This is a genomic window from Streptomyces sp. CA-142005 (assembly GCF_050942335.1).
Lineage (GTDB): Bacteria > Actinomycetota > Actinomycetes > Streptomycetales > Streptomycetaceae > Streptomyces.
This window is the reverse complement of record NZ_CP192078.1, coordinates 5921328-5939360: the sequence shown is the minus strand read 5'-3', so window position 1 is coordinate 5939360 and position 18033 is coordinate 5921328. Positions and strand designations below refer to the sequence as shown.

The following is an 18033-nucleotide window of genomic DNA, read 5'->3' as shown; positions in this document are numbered from 1 at the left end:
GCGGGGGCCAGGGGCGCAGCTCAGGAGCAAAAGAATGCTCGAGGTGATTACTTCTCGATGATCGCGAGCACGTCGCGAGCCGAGAGGACGAGGTACTCCTCGCCGTTGTACTTCACCTCGGTGCCGCCGTACTTGCTGTAGAGGACGACGTCGCCGACCTTGACGTCGAGCGGAAGGCGCTCGCCGTTCTCGAACCGGCCCGGGCCCACGGCGAGGACGGCGCCCTCCTGGGGCTTCTCCTTCGCGGTGTCCGGGATGACCAGGCCAGAGGCCGTGGTCTGCTCGGCGTCCAGCGGCTGGACCACGATGCGGTCCTCGAGCGGCTTGATGGCAACCTTGGAGCTGGCGGTCGTCACGATCCGACCTCCCCCTTCGGAGATCTCACGGGGTTAACTGTCTGAGGTGGCGACCAGGTGGATCCGTCGTCGCGGGTGCCGGACCTGCCCGTCGCTTTGTTGGCACTCTCCAGGGGTGAGTGCCAGAGCCGAGACTATGACCGCGATTAGCACTCGGTCAAGCGGAGTGCCAATGCCGTGCGGCGCGTCGGCCGAATGCGCGCGCCGGGTCACCGGTGGGCCGGTGTCGCCCGGGCCTTACGGCCCTCGTCCGCAAGCTCCCCAGAGGGGGCACCCCCGGACGGGCCGCGTTCACCGCAGGTAGTCCTCCAGCCGCCCCACCGTCAGCCCCCGCTGCTGCACCCACCGCAGCACCCGCACCGTGCGCTCCCGCAGGCTCGGGCCCGTCGTCTCGTCCGGGCCGACCAGGATGATGTCGCCGGGGCGGAGGTGGTGTTCGCCGTGGGTGTAGACGAGGTCGGTCGGGGTCATCGCGGCGCGCCAGAGGACGACCGTGGAGATGCCGCAGCGGGCCGCCGCGCGCAGGGTGGTGGTGTCGAACGAGGCGTACGGCGGGCGGAAGAGGCGGGGGTGGGCGCCCAGCCGGGAGCGGAGCCGGTCCTGCTGGCCGCAGATCTCGGCGCGCTGCCCGGCGTACGGCAGCCCGGCGAGCGCGCGGTGGTCGAGGGTGTGGTTCTGGATGCCCGCGCCGAGCCGGTGCAGGCGGGCGAAGTGGCCGTAGCCGGGGCCCGCGATGCTGTCGGTGAGGAACATGCTGACCGGCAGCCGGAGGTCGCGGACCATGTCGACGAAGCGGGGGTCCTGCTCGGCGCCGTCGTCGTAGGTGAGGAAGACGACCCGGTCGCGGGTGGGGACGTGGTCCACGATGCGGGGCAGGCCGCGGCCGCCGGCGTGCGGGGAGAGGGCGAGGGAGTCGGCGGGGTGCAGGGGCGGGCGGGCGAGGGGCTCGGTCAGGCCCCAGCGGCGGTAGGCCTGCTCGGAACCGGGTCCGTGCGGGTGGACCCCCTCGGCGGCCTTCCTGCCGAGGCGTTCGATGGGGTCGACGGACTGGGCGCAGCCGGTGAGAAGGAGGGCCGAGGCGAGGAGCGCGACGGAGTACCGGCCCGGGCGGCACCGCCCGGACCGCGCTCTCCGGTACCCCGCCCCAGCCCTCACAGGTAGTCCTCCAGGCGGGCGACGGCGTAGCCCTCGCGCGTGACCTTGTCCAGGAAGCGGCGCATGGCGTCGACCATCGTGCCGTTCCAGTCGGAGCGGCCGCGGAAGTGGGTGAGGACGATGTCGCCGCGGCGCATCTTCTGATCGTCCTCGCGGTACTCCCAGTGGTCGACGTAGACCTCCTCGTTCCAGATCGGCGCGTACGTGATGCCGCAGGACCTGGCGGCGCGCAGGGTGTCCTGGTCGTAGTTGCCGTAAGGAGGGCGGAAGACCGTCGGGCGCTTGCCGAACTGCTTCTCCATGATGTCCTGCATCGCGCAGATCTCGGTCTTCTGCTCCTCGTAGGACAGGCCCGGCAGGGAGGGGTGGTGCAGGGTGTGGTTGTCGAGGGTGTGGCCGTAGGACTGCATCGTCCGGAAGTAGCCGTAGTCGTCCTTGACCAGGTAGTTGCTGAGGAACGCGGTGTAGGGGATCTTCAGGTCCTCCATCATCCGCAGGAACCCCGGGTCCTTCTCCGAGCCGTCGTCGATGGTGAGGAAGACGATCTTCTGCCGGGTGGGGATCGTGGTGAAGACCGGCGGCAGGTCCCAGTCCCGCTGGTGGCTCACCTCGAAGCCGGCGCGCGCGGTGATCTCCGGTTTCCGCTCGGGCGGCGGGGGCGGTGCCAGCGGGACCTGCGCCAGTCCCCAGCGCCTGGCCGCGGCGGCCAGGCGGGCGTGTTCGGCGGCCTGGGGGCCCGGGGCCTGTGCGGGGCCGGGGTGGCGGGACGGGGAGCGGGTCGCATCGGGGCCGGCCTGGCTGGAGGGGGTGCGGGTCGTCTCGGTCCCGGCACAGCCGGACAGCACGGCGGAGCACGCCAGCGCGGCGGCTCCGCAACCGAGGACCAGACGTCCACCCCAGGCCCGATTTTTATCGTTTTGTACGACCGCTCGCATAATGTCGGATCTTTCCAGGCCAGAGCCCTGGTCCCGGGCCGACACCGCCGCCGGAAGGCACACGATCCACCGGCTGGCCCACAATGACCCGGTGAACGACCTCGCTCTCCTCCTCACCCCCGAAGGCCGCGCCCTCCTCGACGAGGTCCGCGACACCGCCCCGGCCGACGAACTCGCCGTCGCCACCCGGCTGCGCCGCGACCACCCCGCCGAGCTGGTGTCGGCCGCGCTCGGCCAGGCCCGGCTGCGGCAACGGGCGGCGGCGAAGTTCGGGGCGGCGGACGCGGGGCGGATGTTCTTCACGCCGAACGGGGTCGAGCAGTCGACGCGGGCCGGCGTCGCCGCCCACCGGGCCGAGCGGTTCAAGCACCTCGGCGTGGCCTCGGTCGCCGATCTGTGCTGCGGGATCGGCGGGGACGCGATCGCGTTCGCCCGGGCGGGGATCCGGGTGCTCGCCGTGGACCGGGATCCGGTGACCGCCGCCGTGGCGCGGGCGAACGCCGAGGCGCTGGGGCTCGGCGAGCTGGTCGAGGTGCGCGAGGCGGACGTCACCGAGGTGGACACGGGCGGTTACGACGCCGTGTTCGTGGACCCGGCACGGCGGGGCGGGCGCGGCAGGATCTTCGACCCCGAGGCCTACTCCCCGCCCCTGTCCTGGGCGATCGAGGCCGCCCGTAGGGCACCCCGCGCGGCGCTGAAGGTGGCGCCCGGCATTCCGCACGAGGCCGTGCCCGCCGACGCCGAGGCCGAATGGATCTCGGACGGCGGAGACGTCAAGGAGGCGGTGGTGTGGTTCGGCACCGAGCCGGGCCTGGTGCGCGCCACCCTGCTGCCCGGCCCGCGAACGCTCCTCGGCAAGGGGCTGCCCGACCCGGAGGTCCGGCCGGTGGGGCGCTATCTGTACGAGCCCGACGGCGCCGTGATCCGCGCCCACTTGGTCGCCGAGGTGGCCGAGCATCTGGACGGCGGCCTGATCGACCCCACCATCGCCTATGTCACCGCGGACGAACTGCGCCCCACCCCGTACGCCTCCGCCTATGAGATCACCGATCAACTGCCCTTCAACGTCAAGAGGTTGAAGGCCCTGTTGCGGGAGCGCGCGGTCGGCACGCTGACCGTGAAGAAGCGCGGGTCGGCCGTCGAGCCGGAGGAACTGCGCAGGAAGGTCAAGCCGCAGGGGCCGAATTCGGCGACGGTGTTCCTCACCCGGGTCGCGGGGGCGCCGACCATGCTGATCGGGGCCCCCGCGACACCGCCCGCGGCTACTGCGCTGCCGTAGTGCGCAGCTCGCCGAGGTCGGGCGCGACCGTGGCCGCCCGCTGCGGGGTGGCCGGCGAACTCGTCGCCGGCGCCAGGCCGTCGTAGTACGGCGTGTACGTCCACTGGCTGCTGCTCGCGCTGATCGCGGTGCCCGCGGAGTTCAGCGTCGCCGTGGCCACCGAGCCGGTGCCGCCGAAGGCCGCCAGGCCGTTGATGCTCGCGGCACCCTTGACCAGGTAGGACTTGGTGTCGGCGGACAGCGAGTCGACGGACGTCCACAGCAGCGGGCCGAAGATGTTCATCGCGGAGGCGGCCGTGGTGCCGCCGCGCCAGCTGTCGGTGGAGGCGAGGGCCACGTTGGCCGGGCCGGCCCACCAGGAGCGGGCGAGCGCGGCGGCGGTGCCCTCGTGGGTGCTCGCCGTGACCGGGTAGTAGGTGTACGTCGACGGCCAGTTGGAGAACGAGGTGTGGGTGAGCGCGTACTTCGCCGAGGCACCGACCGGGATCATGTAGGTGTCCCGCGGGTCCAGGCCGTTGAGGTACGACTTCACGGACGAGGTCAGCGAGTTGCCGTCGTTGAGCACGACGACCGCCTTGCCGCTCGTGCCGTCCGCGCCGGCGGCCGACGCGGCGGCGAGCGCCGAGTGGTAGTCGGTGCCGGTGGCGATGAAGACGTAGTCCGGGGAACTGGTGACCGACTTGGCGACGGCGACCGAGGTCGAGTAGCGGGAGGTGCCCGCCAGCCGCTTCGGGGTGAAGCCGAGCGAGCTCACCTTGGAGGCGACACTGCTGCTCAGGATCGACGTGCCGCCGATCAGGTAGACACTCGCGCCCGGCTTGAGGATCCGCTTGAGCTCGCTCTGCGCGGACGAGTCCAGCGCGCTGCCGGAGGTCATCAGGACCGGGCCGTGCTTCTTGCCCGCGAGGGCGGGCGCGGTCAGCGCGTACGCCTGGCTGTCCTTGGAGACGAGGACGGCGGAGGAGGCGTTCATCAGGCCCGGCTCGCTCTTGCCGACGGTGTTCCAGGTCCAGCGGGAGGCGGCGATGTTGGTGCCGTAGACATCGGCGCCCCAGACCCGGCCGACGGCGTTCTTGCGCAGCGGCTGCCAGGCGAGGTCCCACTTGGCGGTGCTCGGCGAGTCGTAGAGGACCTTGGTGGTGCCCGCGGCCAGGTCGAGGACCTGGTCCTGCAGCTCGCCGGAGGTCGTCGTCAGCTGGTACGCCAGCCGGGTGCCGTCGGGCGACCAGGCGGGCTTGCTGATGGCGCCGGTCTCGTCGGGCAGCAGCGCGGTGACCGCGCCGTCGGCCACGTTCACCATGTACAGCTTGCTGCCGACGGTGTAGGCGACCTTGGTGCCGTCCGGAGAGATGGCCGGGGCGTTCGCCTTCCCGGTGACCAGCTGCTTGAAGGTGCCGGCCGCGCCGTCGTAGAGCCACACGGCGCCGTAGCGGGTGTCGCCGCTGCACGTGGTGCCCGAGCGGATGAACGCCAGCTTGCCGTCGACGGCGCCGCTGGGCTGGCTGTCGCAGCCCTCCTGGGAGGTGGCGAACAGGTGCTGCTGGGCGCGGCTGCCGTCGGACGGGGCGACCCGCAGCCGCCCGCTGAGCGTGAAGACGACCTGGCTGCCGCCCCACCAGAAGGTCGGGTCGTCGGCGAGAATCGAGTTGGTGGTGCTGACCGGAAGCTCCACCGGCCCGGTGAAGTCGTGGCCGACGACGTTGACGCGGCCGGTCGACTGGTTGACGTAGGCCATGCGGCTGCCGTCGGGCGACCAGGCGGGCTTCATGGCGTTCTTGACCCGGACCACGGGCGCGGTGCCGTCCTCGTACAGCTGTGAGACGGTGCCGTCCATGTCGGCGGTCAGGATGCCGTTGGCGGCGGTCCAGCCGGCGGTGCCGGCCGACGCGCCCGGGGCCAGCACCGCGCCGGTGCCGGCGGCCAGGGCCGTGGCGGCGCAGAGCGCGACGAGTCTTCGGCGCGCGGAGGATCTGAGATACGACAAGGGTGTACCCCCACAGGTGATGGATGCCGCTGCCCCGCCCGCGGAAGGTGTCACGCCGGTTGCGCGGCAGCCGCGCAACTGTAAACCGTCAGTGAACAGGAAGGGAATGGAGTTTCGAGAGCAACAGCTGCCGCTCGCGTTCGTTGCGCGTGAGCGTCACCGCCCGCTCGAACTCCGCCCGCGCCTCCGCCGCACGGCCGAGGCGGGCCAGCAGGTCGCCGCGGACGCTGGGCAGCAGGTGATAGTCGCGCAGGGCGGGTTCGGCGGTCAGGGCGTCCACCAGCTTCAGGCCCTCGGCCGGGCCGTCGGCCATCGCCACCGCGACCGCGCGGTTCAGCTCGACCACCGGTGAGGGGGCGCGGGCGGCCAGCAGGCCGTACAGGGTGGCGATGGCACGCCAGTCGGTCTCCTCGTAGTGATAGGCGTGCGCATGGCACGCGGCGATGGCCGCCTGGAGGGCGTACGGGCCCGGGGCGCCGCTCGCCGTGGCGCCGGCCCGGTCGAGGGCGCGGATGCCGCGGGCGATGAGCATGCGGTTCCAGCGGCGGCGGTTCTGGTCCTTCAGCAGCACCGGCTCGCCGTCCGGACCGGTGCGGGCGGCCGTGCGGGACGCCTGGAACTCCAGCAATGCGGTCAGGCCGTGCACCTCCGGCTCCTTGGGCATCAGCGCGGACAGGACGCGGGCCAGGCGCAGCGCGTCCTCGCACAGGCCGGGGCGGAGCAGGTCGTCGCCGGCGGTCGCCGCGTACCCCTCGTTGAAGATCAGGTAGATGACGTCAAGGACGGAGCCGAGGCGGGCCTCGCGGTCGGGGCCGTAGGGCACCTCGAAGGCGACGTTCTTCGTCGCCAGGGTGCGTTTGGCGCGGACGATGCGCTGGGCGATCGTCGGCTCCGGGACGAGGTAGGCACGGGCGATCTCGGCCGTGCTCAGGCCGCCGAGCAGGCGCAGGGTGAGCGCGGTGCGGGCCTCCGGGGACAGCACCGGGTGGCAGGCGGTGAAGACGAGCCGGAGCAGGTCGTCGTCGATGTCGTCGGGGTCGGCGGGCTCGTCGTAGGGGGGCGGGGCCGACAGCGAGAGGTCCCGGCCGATCTCCCGCAGCTTGCGGGCGTAGGTCTCGCGGCGCCGGATCAGATCGACGGCGCGGTGCCGGGCGGTCGCCATGAGCCAGGCGCCGGGGTTGTCGGGCACGCCGTCGCGGGGCCATTGCTCCAGGGCGGCGACCAGCGCGTCCTGCGCCAGTTCCTCGGCGATGCCGACGTCCCGGACGATCCGGGCGACACCGGCGATGAGCCGGGGCGACTCCAGGCGGAAGACGGTCTCGATCGCGTGCGCCGCGGTGGGCGCCGGGGTGGGCTGTGGTTCCACAGCCCACCATGCAACACCGCCCTACGGCACGGCGCCAGGCACTCAGCCCTCGGCGATCTCCCGCACCTCGCAGGTCACGGTCCAGTAGTCCTCGTGGACCTGCAGGAACCGCTTGGCCCACTCCAGGGCCTCGGCCTTGTCCTTGCACTGCATGATGGCGTAGCCGCCGACGGCCTCCTTGGTCTCGGTGAACGGCCCGTCGGTGACGGAGATCTTGCCGCCCTCCCAGCGCACCCGGGTGCCCTGGGCGGTCGGGGTGAGCCCGGCGGTGTCGAGCATGACGCCGGCCTTGGTGACCTCCTCGATCAGCTCGCCCATCCGCTGCATCAGCTCGGGGCTGGGGCCCTCGGCGGGGGCGGAGGACTCGTCGATGCGCACGAGCGACAGGTAGCGGGGCATGGTGGCTCCTTCGGTCGGGCGGCGGGGCCTCTCCCCGCCGCTCACCCATGCGTCGAACGGGAGACACCCGGATCGACACACTCACCGGAAATCTTTTCCGGCACCCCGTGATCACTTCAGCTCGAACCCGAATCCCGCCTTCGCGTACGGCGCACCGACCGCCTTTCCGCCGAAGACCAGGGCCGCGTCCGTGACCAGCCCGGTCGGGCGTCCGCGCAGGCTCCAGACGGCGCCGTTGCCGCCGTCCTCGCCGGTGGCGGAGGCGGCCAGGTCGGCGTATCCGTTGCCGTTGACGTCCAGCAGCCGGACGCCGGCGCCGAAGGCGTCGCCCGGCTCGGCGGTGCCGGGTACGCCCGCGGTGTTCTGGGTGAAGCCCTGGGCGCCGGTCCCGGTCAGCCCGTGGCGGCTGCCGGGCAGGACGTCGACCACGCCCTCGGCCTGGTTCTCGCCCGGCGCGCCGACCACCACGTCGTCGATCCCGTCTCCGGTGATGTCCCCGACGGCGACCGAGGCGCCGAACAGGTCGTCCGTCTCCGTGGCGCCCGGGACTCCGGGAGTGTTCTGCGAGTACGACCTCCAGGTGTCCTGGCCGCCCAGGCCGGAGCGCGAGCCGTAGGTCACCCAGATCTTCTCGTCGTTCGCGTACCCGGTGACCAGGTCGTCGTAGCCGTCGCCGTTGACGTCACCGATCGCGGCCGCGCCGTCGCCGCTCGGGAAGCCGCCGACCGGGGTGAGCCCGGAGGGGCCGCTCAGGTACAGGCGGGTGCCGTAGGTGCCGTCGCCGCCATAGATGTACAGGGCCAGGTCGGTTCGGCCGTCGCCGTTGAGGTCGCCGGTGGTGCCGTCGTGGACGTTGACGTACTGGAGGTGATCGGGGCCGAAGGGGGCTTCGGCGGCCGGGGTGCCGGTGCGCTTCAGCGGGCCCGTCCACAGGGCCGCCGTGGTGCCGCCCGGGTCGTCGCCCGCGTCGCCGGCCGACCGGAACAGGGCGAGGTCCAGGTGCCCGTCGCCGTCGAAGTCGCCGGTCTGGGTGTTGCCGGCGGGCACGGACGTGCCGCCGGACAGACCGTGCGGCCCGCCCCAGACCACGACCGCGTCGGAGGCCGGGGAGCCGACGACCAGGTCCGCGTACCCGTCGCCGTCGAGATCGCCCTTGGACAGCTGGAGGCCGAAGGCCTGCCCCTTGGCCGGGCTGCCCGGGATGCCGGTGGTCGCCCGGCTGACGAGGGTGCGGTGGGTCGTGGACAGGCCGTGCGGGCCGCCGTACATCACGGTGACGTACCCCGCCCTGGCCTGTCCGCCGACCGTGGCGTCCGGGGCGCCCACGGCGAGGTCGGCGTATCCGTCGCCGTTGAAGTCGTCGCGCACGGGTGCGGCGCTCTTCGTCGCGGACGCGGTCGGGACGGCGAGGCCCAGGGCCGTCAGCCCCAGGGTCAGCGGCAGCGCCCAACGGGCGTGCCAACGCAAGGAGAACACCGGAATACCCCCTGGAGTACGGCGACTTGGTTCACCGCACCAGACCCGTGGCCCGTCGGCAGGGTTGTACCGGTCAGCGCAGGGACGCCCACAGGTCGCTCGCCGCCGGCTCCTTGGCGATCACCCGGTTGTGGTCGGAAGGGGCGGTGACGACCGGCATCATCACCGTCTTCACACGGTCGGCGGTCAGACCCTTCAGGCTCTGGCCGAGCCGCATCAGCTCGCCCAGGGAGTCCAGGCCGGTGTCCGTGGTGAGGCTCGCGGTGACCGCGTCGGCGACCCGGTACAGCTTGGTCGGGTCGGTGAGCAGGTTCGTGGTGGCCATCTGCTCCAACAAGGCCTTGACCAGCATCTGTTGCAGACCTATGCGGCCGAGGTCGCTGCCGTCGCCTATGCCGTGCCGGGTGCGGGCGAGCGCCAGGGCCTGTTTGCCGTCGAGGTGGTGGGGGCCGGCCTGCAGGTGCAGATGGCTCTGGTCGTCGTCGATGTCCTGGGTGGTGGTCACGTCGACCCCGCCGAGCGCGTCGACCAGGTTGGCGAAGCCGGAGAAGTCGATCTCGATGTAGTGGTCCATGCGGACGTTCGTGATCGACTCGACGGTCTTCACCGCGCACACCGGCCCGCCCACCGCGTAGGCGGTGTTGAACATCGCGCCGTAGGCCGGGGCCGTCGAGCCGCCGGAGGAGAGCGGGCAGGACGGGCGCGTGACGAGGGTGTCGCGCGGGATGCTGACCACGGTGGCCTTCGTGCGGCCCGCGTCGATGTGCACCACCATCGCCGTGTCCGAGCGGGCGCCGGAGCTGTCGCCGCCGCCCAGCTCCTTGTTGGCCTTGCCGCTGCGCGAGTCCGAGCCGAGGACCAGGATGTTCAGGGAGCCGGTCGGCAGCGGGTCGGCGGTGGCCGAGGCGCTCGCGGACGGGGTGACCACCGCCCGGGCGGGCCGGTCGTCGCCGAGCGCGCTGTCGATGTCGACGCTTCTGATGTTGTGGTTCAGATGCCAGTACGCCCAGGCCGTGGTGGCCGCGCTCAGCACCAGGACGCCCGCAAGGAGGAGACCGGCGGCCTTCAGCGCGCCCGACCGCCGGCCCCTCCGTCTGCCTTCGTCGCCGTTCTCGTCATGTACGGTCACGGCAGGAACGTAAGTCCGAATTATTAGCGGACTGTTAGCGGAAGCCGTGAGAATCGGTTTTCTTCGGAAATTCTCATCCCAGCGTCACCGTGGGTGCCGGATCGCCGCCGTTCCAGGCCGAGTTGAAGCCGAACGTCACCGAACTGCCGTCCGGCACCGGCCCGTCCGAAAGTTTCGCGGCCGGCGGCGTCACACGGCCGCGGGCGCCGCCGTGCTGCTGCGTACGACGAGGCTGGTCGCCAGCTCCACCCGGGTCGCCGCCCGCTCCTGCGGTGCGCGCCCCAGCTCCAGCACCAGGCGGGCCGCCGCCTCGGCCATCTCGGTCAGCGGCTGCCGTACGGTCGTCAGCGGCGGGCCGACCCAGCGGGCCACCGGCAGATCGTCGAAGCCGACCACGCTGAGGTCCTCCGGGATGCGCAGGCCCAGCTCGCGGGCGGCCTCGTACAGGCCGAGCGCCTGCAGGTCGTTGCCCGCGAACACGGCCGTCGGCCGGTCGGGGCGGCGCAGCAGCTCCAGGCCGAGGCGGTAGCCCGCGTCGTGGTGGAAGTCGCCGGCCACGACCAGCGAGGGGTCGACGGGCAGGCCGGCCGTCTCCAGGGCGGCACGGTAGCCGTCGACCCGGGCCCGGCTGCACATCATCCTCGACGGGCCGCTGATCGCGCCGATCCGGGTGTGGCCGAGCTCGACCAGATGGCGGGTGGCGGCGAGCCCGCCCTGCCAGTTGGTGGCGCCGATGGACGGCACGTCCGGGCCTGGGTCGCCGGCCGGGTCCATCACCACGAACGGGATGGAACGGCTGGTCAGCAGCGCCCGCTGGGACTCGTCCAGCTCCGACAGCACCAGCACCACACCGTGCGGGCGGCGCGCGGCCACCTGGTCGGCCCAGGTCCGGCCCGGGGTGAGCCGGCCGGCCGACTCGGACAGCACCACGCTCAGCCCGGCGTCCCGGGCCGCGTTCTCCACGCCCCGGATGACCTCCAGCGCCCAGGCGCTCTCCAGTTCGTGGAAGACCAGGTCGATCAGCGGGGAGCGGGACGCCTCGGCGCGGCGGCGCCGGTAGCCGTGGGCGCGCAGCAGTTCCTCCACCCGGGTGCGGGTCGCGGGGGCGACATCTGCGCGGCCGTTGAGCACCTTCGAAACAGTCGGAGCCGACACCCCGGCCTCACGGGCGATCTCGGCGAGGGTCGCCGTCTGCGTTTCTGCGGGCTTCGAAGGCTTCATGTCCGCGATCGTATCCCCGTGGGCCGCCTTGACGAAGGCCTACTCACGCCATAGGCCCCCGGAATATTCGGGATGGTTTTCGAAACATTCGACGACAAGGCCGACCAACTGCACGGCGTGTGGGTCAGGCGGACTGGGCCCCCAGCGCGAACCCTGGCAAAAAGCAAGCCCTGTGCGGCGCGTGTTCAGGATGCGTTCAGGCTGCGCTTGGAAGGGTCGTCGATCACCTGACACCCCCTCACAGGAGCAACCTTGACGACGTCACCGACGGCGACGAAATCCGTCATGAAGAAACTGCCCGAGGTCACCCTCGCGTTCTGGATCATGAAGATCGCGGCGACGACCCTCGGCGAGACCGCGGGCGACCTGTTCGCCCAGACCCTCAGACTCGGCTACTTCCTCACCACCGTCGCCCTGTTCCTGCTCTTCGTGGTGACGCTGGTGATCCAGCTGCGCTCCGCGCGCTACAACCCGTTCTTCTACTGGACGGTGATCCTGTCCACCTCCATGGCCGGCACCACCATGTCCGACTTCATGAACCGGGACGCCAGCGCCCAGTACCTCTCGAACGGCGCGACCAGGCTCGGCTGGGGCCCGCAGGGACTGGGCCTCGGCTACCCGGAGGGCGCCGCGATCCTGGTCTCGATCCTGCTGCTGATCTTCCTCGGCTGGAAGCTGAGCGGGATGACCTTCCAGATCACCGAGATCGTCACCTTCCGGGGCGAGGCCCAGTTCTGGTCGGCGATCCTGGTCTCCAACACCCTCGGCACCTCGATGGGCGACTTCCTGTCCGACAGCTCGGGCCTGGGCTATCTGGGCGGCGCGGCCCTGGTGACCGGCGTCCTGCTCGTCCTGCTCGCCCTGATGAAGGTCCCGGCGGTGCCGAACGTCCTGCTCTTCTGGATCGCGTTCGTGCTGACCCGCCCGCTCGGCGCCACGGCGGGCGACCTCCTGACCAAGCCGGTCGCCAAGGGCGGCCTGGACCTGGGTACGGCAGGCTCCTCGGCGGTGCTGCTCGCGGTGCTGTTCGGCCTGATGGCGTGCGCGCACCTGAAGGAACGGCGGGTCACGGCCCCGGAGTTCCCGGACCCCGGCCCGGAGGCGGTCCAGCGGGAGGAGGCCGGACGCCGGTAACGCGGAACCCCGCCTCCGGACATCCGGGGGCGGGGTTCCTGTGGAGCGCCGGGCAGGCCTTGCACCTGCATCTCCCCGCAGGAAGCGGGGCGTCTTTCCTTGGACCACCAACGCACTGCGTCCGAGCCGTTCTTCCGGCCGTTCGCTGTGTGATGATCATAGCGCAGATCGGGGGGACCTGGCCAACTCAGACTTCGGCCACCGACTCGAACCGCCACCGGTGCACCGGCCGGGTCACCAGCTCGGGCGCGGGCTCGGGCAGTTCGGGGATCCCGGCGTCGTACGGCGCGTCCCACCAGGTGATGACCAGCACCCGGTCCTCGGGCGCGCGGAAGGTCTCCCGGCGCAGCGGCTCGGGGGCCAGCGGCTGATCCCGTACCCAGGCCAGCAGTTCCTCGCCCCGGCCCGCTGCGGCCCGGGCCTCCCACATCAGCGCCACGGTCACGAGTACAGGTTCTCCTTGCTGACCTCGTGCACATGGTCGTGGTCGCCCGGCACGTGCGCCTCCGTGACCGGCAGCGAGGAGTCGGCCGACAGGTCCAGGCTGGAGGCGGCCCGGTTCCGGGCGACCATCTCGGCGCCGAGCGCGGCCACCATCGCGCCGTTGTCCGTGCACAGCTTGGGGCGGGGCACCCGCAGGCGGATGCCGGCCTTCTCGCAGCGCTCCTGGGCGAGTGCGCGCAGCCGGGAGTTGGCGGCCACACCGCCGCCGATCATCAGGTGGTCGACGCCCTCGTCCTTGCAGGCGCGGACGGCCTTGCGGGTCAGGACGTCGACGACGGCCTCCTGGAAGGAGGCGGCCACGTCGCGGACCGGGACCTCCTCGCCGGCCGCGCGCCTGGCCTCGATCCAGCGGGCCACGGCCGTCTTCAGACCGGAGAAGGAGAAGTCGTACGCCGGGTCGCGCGGGCCGGTCAGACCGCGCGGGAAGGCGATCGCCTCCGGGTCGCCCTCGCGCGCGTACCGGTCGATGACCGGACCGCCGGGGAAGCCCAGGTTCAGCACCCGGGCGATCTTGTCGAAGGCCTCGCCGGCCGCGTCGTCGATGGTCGAGCCCATCGGGCGGACGTCGGAGGTGATGTCCTCGGACAGCAGCAGCGAGGAGTGGCCGCCGGAGACCAGCAGCGCCATGGTCGGCTCGGGCAGCGGGCCGTGCTCCAGCTGGTCGACGCAGATGTGCGAGGCCAGGTGGTTGACGCCGTACAGGGGCTTGCCGAGGGCGTAGGCGTACGCCTTGGCCGCCGAGACGCCGACGAGCAGGGCGCCCGCGAGACCGGGCCCCGCGGTCACGGCGACGCCGTCCAGGTCCCTGGCGCTCACCCCCGCTTCCTTCAGCGCCCGGTCGATCGTCGGGACCATCGCCTCCAGGTGTGCGCGGGACGCCACCTCGGGGACGACACCGCCGAAGCGGGCATGCTCGTCGACGCTGGAGGCGACGGCGTCCGCCAGCAGGGTGGTGCCGCGGACGATGCCGACGCCGGTCTCGTCGCAGGAGGTCTCGATGCCGAGTACGAGAGGCTCGTCGCGTGAGTCAGTCATTGCTCTCGGTTTCCTGTACAGATGAGGAGGGGTCGCTCAGGCGCATCACCAGGGCGTCCACGTTGCCCGGCTGGTAGTAGCCGCGCCGGAAGCCGATCGGTTCGAAGCCGAAGCGCTCGTAGAGCTTCTGCGCGCGGACGTTGTCGACCCGGCACTCCAGCATCACCTCGTGACACTCGAACGCGGTCGCCGCACGCAGCAACTCGGTCAGCAGACGGGAACCGAGGCCGGTGCCCTGCTGCTCGCGGGCCACGGCGATGGTCTGGATGTCGCCCTGCTCACCGGCGGCGACCAGTCCGGCGTAGCCGACGATACGGCCGCCGGTCTCGGCCACGAGATAGCGCCGGGTCGCCTCGGCGCCCCGGGAGTGGGCCAGCTCGGACCAGAACATGCCCCGGGACCAGGCGTCCTCGGGGAACAGGTCCTTCTCCAGCTCCAGGACCGGGTCGATGTCCCACCAGCGCATCTCGCGCAGTCGTACGGTCACTTCGGGGTGACCACCTTGTAGTTCTTGGGGACCTGGGCGTCCGGGCGGCGCAGATACAGCGGCCGGGGTGCCGGCAGCTCCTCGCCGGCGGCCAGCTTCTCCACGGCGAGCGAGGCGAGGGCGGCGGCCGAGACGTGCTCGGGCTCGTGGGCGCTCGGGAACGTGTCCGGGTAGAGCAGCGCGCCCGCGCCGACCGACGGGAGCCCGGCGACCTGATCGGCGATGTCGCCGGGACGGTCCACGGCCGGTTCGGTCAGCCGGGTCCGCGAGTCGGCGTACTTCGCCCAGTAGACCTCCTTGCGCCGGGCGTCGGTCGCCACGACGAAGGGGCCCTTCTCCATGTCGGAGGCGTAGGCGAGACCGTCCAGCGTGCACAGGCCGTGGACGGGGACGCCGAGCGCCAGACCGAAGGTGTCGGCGGTCATGAGACCGACGCGCAGGCCGGTGTAGGGGCCGGGGCCGATGCCGACGACGATGCCGGTGACGGCGTCCAGCCTGAGTCCGGCCTCGGCGAGCACACGGTCCACGGCCGGCAGCAGCAGCTCTCCGTGCCGGCGCGCGTCCACCTGACTCGACGAGGCGATGACGTCCGTGCCGTCGTGCAGCGCGACGGTGACGGCGGGTGTTGCGGTATCCAGAGCGAGCAAGAGCACGCGAACAGCCTACGGCGCCCGCGCCGCGTACACGGCCGTCCGGGGTGGATGGTCACCGGCTGCTACGGTCTGTACGAAGTACGACATATCGCATGGGGCGAAGGTGGGCGCACGTGGCAGGGACCAGCTCGGCGATCGTGGCCGGCCTCACCGCGGCGGCCATCGGCGCCGTCGGCTTCCTCGCCTACCAGGCCCAGGCGAACGCGCCGGCGCGCCTGAGCGGCAGGCCCGGAGCGAACGCCTCCTCCTCGCCGAGCGCCGGCAAGGCACCCCGGTACAGCCCGACCGCGGCGCCGGGCGGGTCCGGCAGGGGGGAACGGGTCGTGTACTCGGTGGACGACGACCGGGTCTGGCTGGTCACCGGCGGGAACCGGGTGGAGCGCAGCTTCAAGGTCACCCCCGGCACGGTCGACCCTCCGGCGGGCTCCTACTGGGTCACGTCCCGGTCGAGTGCGACCACCGGAACGGATGGCGTTCCCATCGAGCATGTGGTCCGGTTCACCAGCGTGAACGGGGTGGCGATCGGGTTCAGCGCGGCGGTGGCCCCGCGGGCGGCCGCCGCCGATCCGGGCCTGCGGACGGGCGGTATCCGGGAGACGCGGGCCGATGGGTCCGCGATGTGGGACTTCGCGACGATCGGGGTGAAGGTGGTCGTGATTCGGTAGGACGCCGCCTGCGTGACGCGCTAGGCCGCCGCTCGTGAGTGCCGCGAAGTGCCGTCGGGCGGCTGCTCGTTCGTCGTGGCCGGGCGCGCCCCCGCGGCGGTGGCCGCGTGGCCGACCGGGCCGCGCGGCCCTTCGGGGCGGTCCTCAGGGGCCCGGGGTGGACGGGAGACCGCCTTCGCCGCCTCGCACGACGCCAGGAGGTCGCGCATGGACACGACGGTGGGACCGGGCTCGGTCATGGACGCCTCCTTGATGCGGGGGCGGCGTAGTTAGGTACGCCTAACTACGGGCTGGATACCATGTGACCACGCCCGGGACGTCCTGCGCAACATGTTGCCGACGGCTTGTCGGAATCCTGACGGGCAGCTCAGGCCGTGAGCGTCTCCAGGCCCGCGTCCGCCCAGCGCTCCCCCAGCCCCGTCAGGGTGACGTGCCGTACCTCGTCCGTGGTGTCGCCGACGGCGCGATGGATGACGACCTGGAGCCGGTCCTCGGTCAGCTCCTCGACCTTGCCCTCGCCCCATTCCACGACGATCACCGAGTCGGGCAGGTTGACGTCGAGGTCCAGGTCCTCCATCTCGTCCAGTCCGCCGCCGAGCCGGTAGGCGTCCACGTGGACAAGGGGCGGGCCGTCGCCCAGGGAGGGGTGCACCCGGGCGATCACGAAGGTCGGCGAGGTGACCGCGCCGCGCACGCCGAGACCCTCGCCGAGCCCGCGGGTCAGCGTGGTCTTGCCCGCGCCGAGCTCACCACTGAGCATCACCAGGTCGCCCGCGCGCAGCAGCTTGGCCAGCCTGCGGCCCAGCTCCCGCATCTGCTCGGGTGAGGTGATCGTCAGCCGGGTCTCAGTGGGGTCCTGCGCTGCTGCTGGTGCTTCCATAGCCCATAACCGTAGCCCCTGCGGGCACCGCACCCGCGCGGGTGAGCAGGTCGGCGAGGCGGTCGGTGACCACTTCCGGGTGTTCCAGCATCACCAGGTGCCCGGCGTCCGGGACGAGGACCAGCTCGGCCTCGGGCAGCAGGTCGGCTATGGCCTCGCTGTGCCCGCTCGGCGTGACCAGGTCCTGGACGCCGGCCAGGACCAGCACCGGCATGTCCCGGAAGCAGGCGAGCGCCTCGGTCTTGTCGTGGTCGGTGAAGGCCGGGTAGAACTCCGCGACCACGTCGATCGGCGTGGACTCGATCATCCGCTCCGCGAACCGCTCGACGGCCGGGTCGACGTCCCGCCCCGCGAACGAGTACCGCTTGATGATCCCGGCGAACAGCTCGGCGGTGGCCCGGCGCCCCTTCTCCACCAGCTCGGCCTGCTGCCCGAGCGCCTTCAGCACTCCGGGCAGGATCCGGCGCACCGCGTTGACGCCGGCGACCGGCAGCCCGAAGTTGACCTCGCCGAGCCGCCCGGACGAGGTGCCGACGAAGGCGGTGGCGACGACCCGCTCCTTGATCAGCTCGGGGAAGTGGGCCGCGAGCGCCATGATCGTCATCCCGCCCATCGAATGGCCGACCAGCACGATCGGGCCCTCCGGCACGGCGGCGTCCAGGACGGCCTTCAGATCGCGGCCGAGCTGGTCGATGGTGAGCGGCACCTGGTCCCGGGCCTGGGCCACGCCCCGTCCGGAGCGGCCGTGGCTGCGCTGGTCCCAGTGCACGGTCCGTACGACGCCGCGCAGGGCCGCGCGCTGGAAGTGCCAGGAGTCCTGGCTGAGGCAGTAGCCGTGGCAGAAGACGACGGAGACCGGGGCGGGGGCCTTGCGGCCGAACAGCCGGCGCCGGCGCGGCGAGACGTTCGGACCCGGGTCGGGCTCGACCTCGTCGATCTCGTAGTACAGCTCGGTGCCGTCGTCGGCGAGCGCCTTGCCGGGGGTGCCGCGCAGGGTGCCGTAGGGGCCCGCGGAGTCCAGCGCCAGCCGGGCCTTCCTGCGCATCCCGCGGCCCACCGTCATCCGCTCGATGGCGACGCCGGCCGCCGCGCCCGCCGCGAGCACGCCTATCGCGGCACCGGCGATGCCGGTCGCCCTGCGCCAGCTCCCGGCCGCCCCCGCGGCGGAGGCGGCGGCCGCCGAGGCGACGACGTCAGCCATGGCCTCGGCACTGCTCTCGCTCACGTACCGCTCCTCTTCGCCGTACTGCAGTTCGCTTCGTGGGTGCGACCGATGGTGCCTGTGCTGCCGTTGGAACGGGTATGACCGGTGTTACACCTGACCCGGGTCGCGTCTCTCGAACGGGTTACCGGAGTCCTTTCCCCTTCACATGAA

The 18033-nt window shown here is 72.1% G+C and carries 19 protein-coding genes and 1 tRNA gene; 3 read left to right on the top strand and 17 right to left on the bottom strand.

The window, feature by feature from the left end:
* Positions 1 to 47: 47 nt before the first annotated feature.
* The 3 genes from groES to ACQPXS_RS27920 all read right to left on the bottom strand — a co-directional run bounded on the left by groES (position 48) and on the right by ACQPXS_RS27920 (position 2446).
* Positions 48 to 356, bottom strand: a complete 309-nt coding sequence (gene groES / locus ACQPXS_RS27930) for a co-chaperone GroES (protein WP_039652762.1) — start codon at positions 354 to 356, stop codon at positions 48 to 50.
* Positions 357 to 647: 291 nt separating this feature from the next.
* Positions 648 to 1511: a polysaccharide deacetylase family protein gene (locus tag ACQPXS_RS27925; RefSeq protein WP_433451971.1), complete on the bottom strand. Its 864-nt coding sequence runs from the start codon at positions 1509 to 1511 to the stop codon at positions 648 to 650.
* Positions 1508 to 2446: a polysaccharide deacetylase family protein gene (locus tag ACQPXS_RS27920; RefSeq protein ID WP_433451970.1), complete on the bottom strand. Its 939-nt coding sequence runs from the start codon at positions 2444 to 2446 to the stop codon at positions 1508 to 1510. The genes ACQPXS_RS27925 and ACQPXS_RS27920 overlap by 4 nt, the downstream gene beginning before the upstream one ends.
* Before the next feature lie 91 nt (positions 2447 to 2537).
* Here ACQPXS_RS27920 and ACQPXS_RS27915 point away from each other — a divergent pair, with 91 nt between their 5' ends.
* Positions 2538 to 3725 carry a class I SAM-dependent methyltransferase gene (locus ACQPXS_RS27915; RefSeq protein ID WP_433451969.1) on the top strand — a complete coding sequence of 396 codons (1188 nt, stop codon included), beginning with the start codon at positions 2538 to 2540 and terminating at the stop codon, positions 3723 to 3725.
* On the opposite strand, the gene ACQPXS_RS27910 is transcribed toward ACQPXS_RS27915, so the two are convergent.
* The 6 genes from ACQPXS_RS27910 to ACQPXS_RS27885 all read right to left on the bottom strand — a co-directional run bounded on the left by ACQPXS_RS27910 (position 3709) and on the right by ACQPXS_RS27885 (position 11300).
* Positions 3709 to 5709 (bottom strand): cell wall-binding repeat-containing protein, encoded by a 2001-nt coding sequence (locus tag ACQPXS_RS27910; RefSeq protein ID WP_433451967.1) that lies wholly within the window; start codon positions 5707 to 5709, stop codon positions 3709 to 3711. The two genes, ACQPXS_RS27915 and ACQPXS_RS27910, sit on opposite strands and share 17 nt — an antisense overlap.
* Positions 5710 to 5797: 88 nt before the next feature.
* On the bottom strand, positions 5798 to 7075 hold the full coding sequence (locus ACQPXS_RS27905; protein WP_433451965.1) for an RNA polymerase sigma factor: 1278 nt from the start codon (positions 7073 to 7075) through the stop codon (positions 5798 to 5800).
* Between the two features lie 42 nt (positions 7076 to 7117).
* Positions 7118 to 7474 (bottom strand): YciI family protein, encoded by a 357-nt coding sequence (locus ACQPXS_RS27900; protein ID WP_356302178.1) that lies wholly within the window; start codon positions 7472 to 7474, stop codon positions 7118 to 7120.
* A 111-nt stretch (positions 7475 to 7585) separates the two neighbouring features.
* On the bottom strand, positions 7586 to 8950 hold the full coding sequence (locus tag ACQPXS_RS27895) for an FG-GAP-like repeat-containing protein (RefSeq protein WP_433451964.1): 1365 nt from the start codon (positions 8948 to 8950) through the stop codon (positions 7586 to 7588).
* A 73-nt stretch (positions 8951 to 9023) separates the two neighbouring features.
* Positions 9024 to 10079 carry an LCP family protein gene (locus tag ACQPXS_RS27890; protein ID WP_433451963.1) on the bottom strand — a complete coding sequence of 352 codons (1056 nt, stop codon included), beginning with the start codon at positions 10077 to 10079 and terminating at the stop codon, positions 9024 to 9026.
* Between the two features lie 189 nt (positions 10080 to 10268).
* The gene (locus ACQPXS_RS27885; RefSeq protein WP_433451962.1) at positions 10269 to 11300 is read right to left on the bottom strand and encodes a LacI family DNA-binding transcriptional regulator; all 1032 of its coding nucleotides are present in this window, start codon (positions 11298 to 11300) and stop codon (positions 10269 to 10271) included.
* A 252-nt stretch (positions 11301 to 11552) separates the two neighbouring features.
* Between ACQPXS_RS27885 and ACQPXS_RS27880 the strand changes: the two genes are divergently transcribed.
* Positions 11553 to 12434, top strand: coding sequence for a COG4705 family protein (locus ACQPXS_RS27880; RefSeq protein WP_433451960.1), 882 nt, complete (start codon positions 11553 to 11555; stop codon positions 12432 to 12434).
* Positions 12435 to 12475: 41 nt separating this feature from the next.
* Here ACQPXS_RS27880 and ACQPXS_RS27875 read toward each other — a convergent pair.
* The 5 genes from ACQPXS_RS27875 to tsaB all read right to left on the bottom strand — a co-directional run bounded on the left by ACQPXS_RS27875 (position 12476) and on the right by tsaB (position 15113).
* A tRNA-Gly gene (locus ACQPXS_RS27875) sits at positions 12476 to 12548 on the bottom strand.
* Positions 12549 to 12621: 73 nt separating this feature from the next.
* The gene (locus ACQPXS_RS27870; protein WP_351802127.1) at positions 12622 to 12879 is read right to left on the bottom strand and encodes a hypothetical protein; all 258 of its coding nucleotides are present in this window, start codon (positions 12877 to 12879) and stop codon (positions 12622 to 12624) included.
* The gene (gene tsaD / locus ACQPXS_RS27865; protein WP_433451958.1) at positions 12876 to 13973 is read right to left on the bottom strand and encodes a tRNA (adenosine(37)-N6)-threonylcarbamoyltransferase complex transferase subunit TsaD; all 1098 of its coding nucleotides are present in this window, start codon (positions 13971 to 13973) and stop codon (positions 12876 to 12878) included. The genes ACQPXS_RS27870 and tsaD overlap by 4 nt, the downstream gene beginning before the upstream one ends.
* Positions 13966 to 14439: a ribosomal protein S18-alanine N-acetyltransferase gene (rimI, locus tag ACQPXS_RS27860; protein WP_433455970.1), complete on the bottom strand. Its 474-nt coding sequence runs from the start codon at positions 14437 to 14439 to the stop codon at positions 13966 to 13968. The genes tsaD and rimI overlap by 8 nt, the downstream gene beginning before the upstream one ends.
* Before the next feature lie 17 nt (positions 14440 to 14456).
* Positions 14457 to 15113: a tRNA (adenosine(37)-N6)-threonylcarbamoyltransferase complex dimerization subunit type 1 TsaB gene (gene tsaB / locus ACQPXS_RS27855; RefSeq protein WP_351802130.1), complete on the bottom strand. Its 657-nt coding sequence runs from the start codon at positions 15111 to 15113 to the stop codon at positions 14457 to 14459.
* A gap of 113 nt (positions 15114 to 15226) precedes the next feature.
* Here tsaB and ACQPXS_RS27850 point away from each other — a divergent pair, with 113 nt between their 5' ends.
* Entirely contained in the window at positions 15227 to 15778 is a 552-nt protein-coding gene (locus ACQPXS_RS27850) for a hypothetical protein (RefSeq protein WP_433451956.1), read from the top strand.
* A 20-nt stretch (positions 15779 to 15798) separates the two neighbouring features.
* Here ACQPXS_RS27850 and ACQPXS_RS27845 read toward each other — a convergent pair whose 3' ends face one another.
* The 3 genes from ACQPXS_RS27845 to ACQPXS_RS27835 all read right to left on the bottom strand — a co-directional run bounded on the left by ACQPXS_RS27845 (position 15799) and on the right by ACQPXS_RS27835 (position 17883).
* Positions 15799 to 16017 carry a hypothetical protein gene (locus ACQPXS_RS27845; protein WP_433451954.1) on the bottom strand — a complete coding sequence of 73 codons (219 nt, stop codon included), beginning with the start codon at positions 16015 to 16017 and terminating at the stop codon, positions 15799 to 15801.
* A gap of 128 nt (positions 16018 to 16145) precedes the next feature.
* Positions 16146 to 16658 carry a tRNA (adenosine(37)-N6)-threonylcarbamoyltransferase complex ATPase subunit type 1 TsaE gene (tsaE, locus tag ACQPXS_RS27840; RefSeq protein WP_351802136.1) on the bottom strand — a complete coding sequence of 171 codons (513 nt, stop codon included), beginning with the start codon at positions 16656 to 16658 and terminating at the stop codon, positions 16146 to 16148.
* The gene (locus ACQPXS_RS27835) at positions 16624 to 17883 is read right to left on the bottom strand and encodes an alpha/beta fold hydrolase (RefSeq protein ID WP_433451952.1); all 1260 of its coding nucleotides are present in this window, start codon (positions 17881 to 17883) and stop codon (positions 16624 to 16626) included. Before ACQPXS_RS27835 ends, tsaE begins: the two co-directional genes overlap by 35 nt.
* Positions 17884 to 18033 lie beyond the last annotated feature (150 nt).

Bases quoted from the DNA above. Each gene is read 5' to 3' on its own strand.
- ACQPXS_RS27920 (WP_433451970.1), bottom strand. From the start codon at position 2,446: ATGCGAGCGGTCGTACAAAACGATAAAAATCGGGCCTGGGGTGGACGT.
- ACQPXS_RS27900 (WP_356302178.1), bottom strand. From the start codon at position 7,474: ATGCCCCGCTACCTGTCGCTCGTGCGCATCGACGAGTCCTCCGCCCCC.
- ACQPXS_RS27885 (WP_433451962.1), bottom strand. From the start codon at position 11,300: ATGAAGCCTTCGAAGCCCGCAGAAACGCAGACGGCGACCCTCGCCGAG.
- tsaD (WP_433451958.1), bottom strand. From the start codon at position 13,973: ATGACTGACTCACGCGACGAGCCTCTCGTACTCGGCATCGAGACCTCC.
- rimI (WP_433455970.1), bottom strand. From the start codon at position 14,439: ATGCGCTGGTGGGACATCGACCCGGTCCTGGAGCTGGAGAAGGACCTG.
- ACQPXS_RS27845 (WP_433451954.1), bottom strand. From the start codon at position 16,017: ATGACCGAGCCCGGTCCCACCGTCGTGTCCATGCGCGACCTCCTGGCG.
- tsaE (WP_351802136.1), bottom strand. From the start codon at position 16,658: ATGGAAGCACCAGCAGCAGCGCAGGACCCCACTGAGACCCGGCTGACG.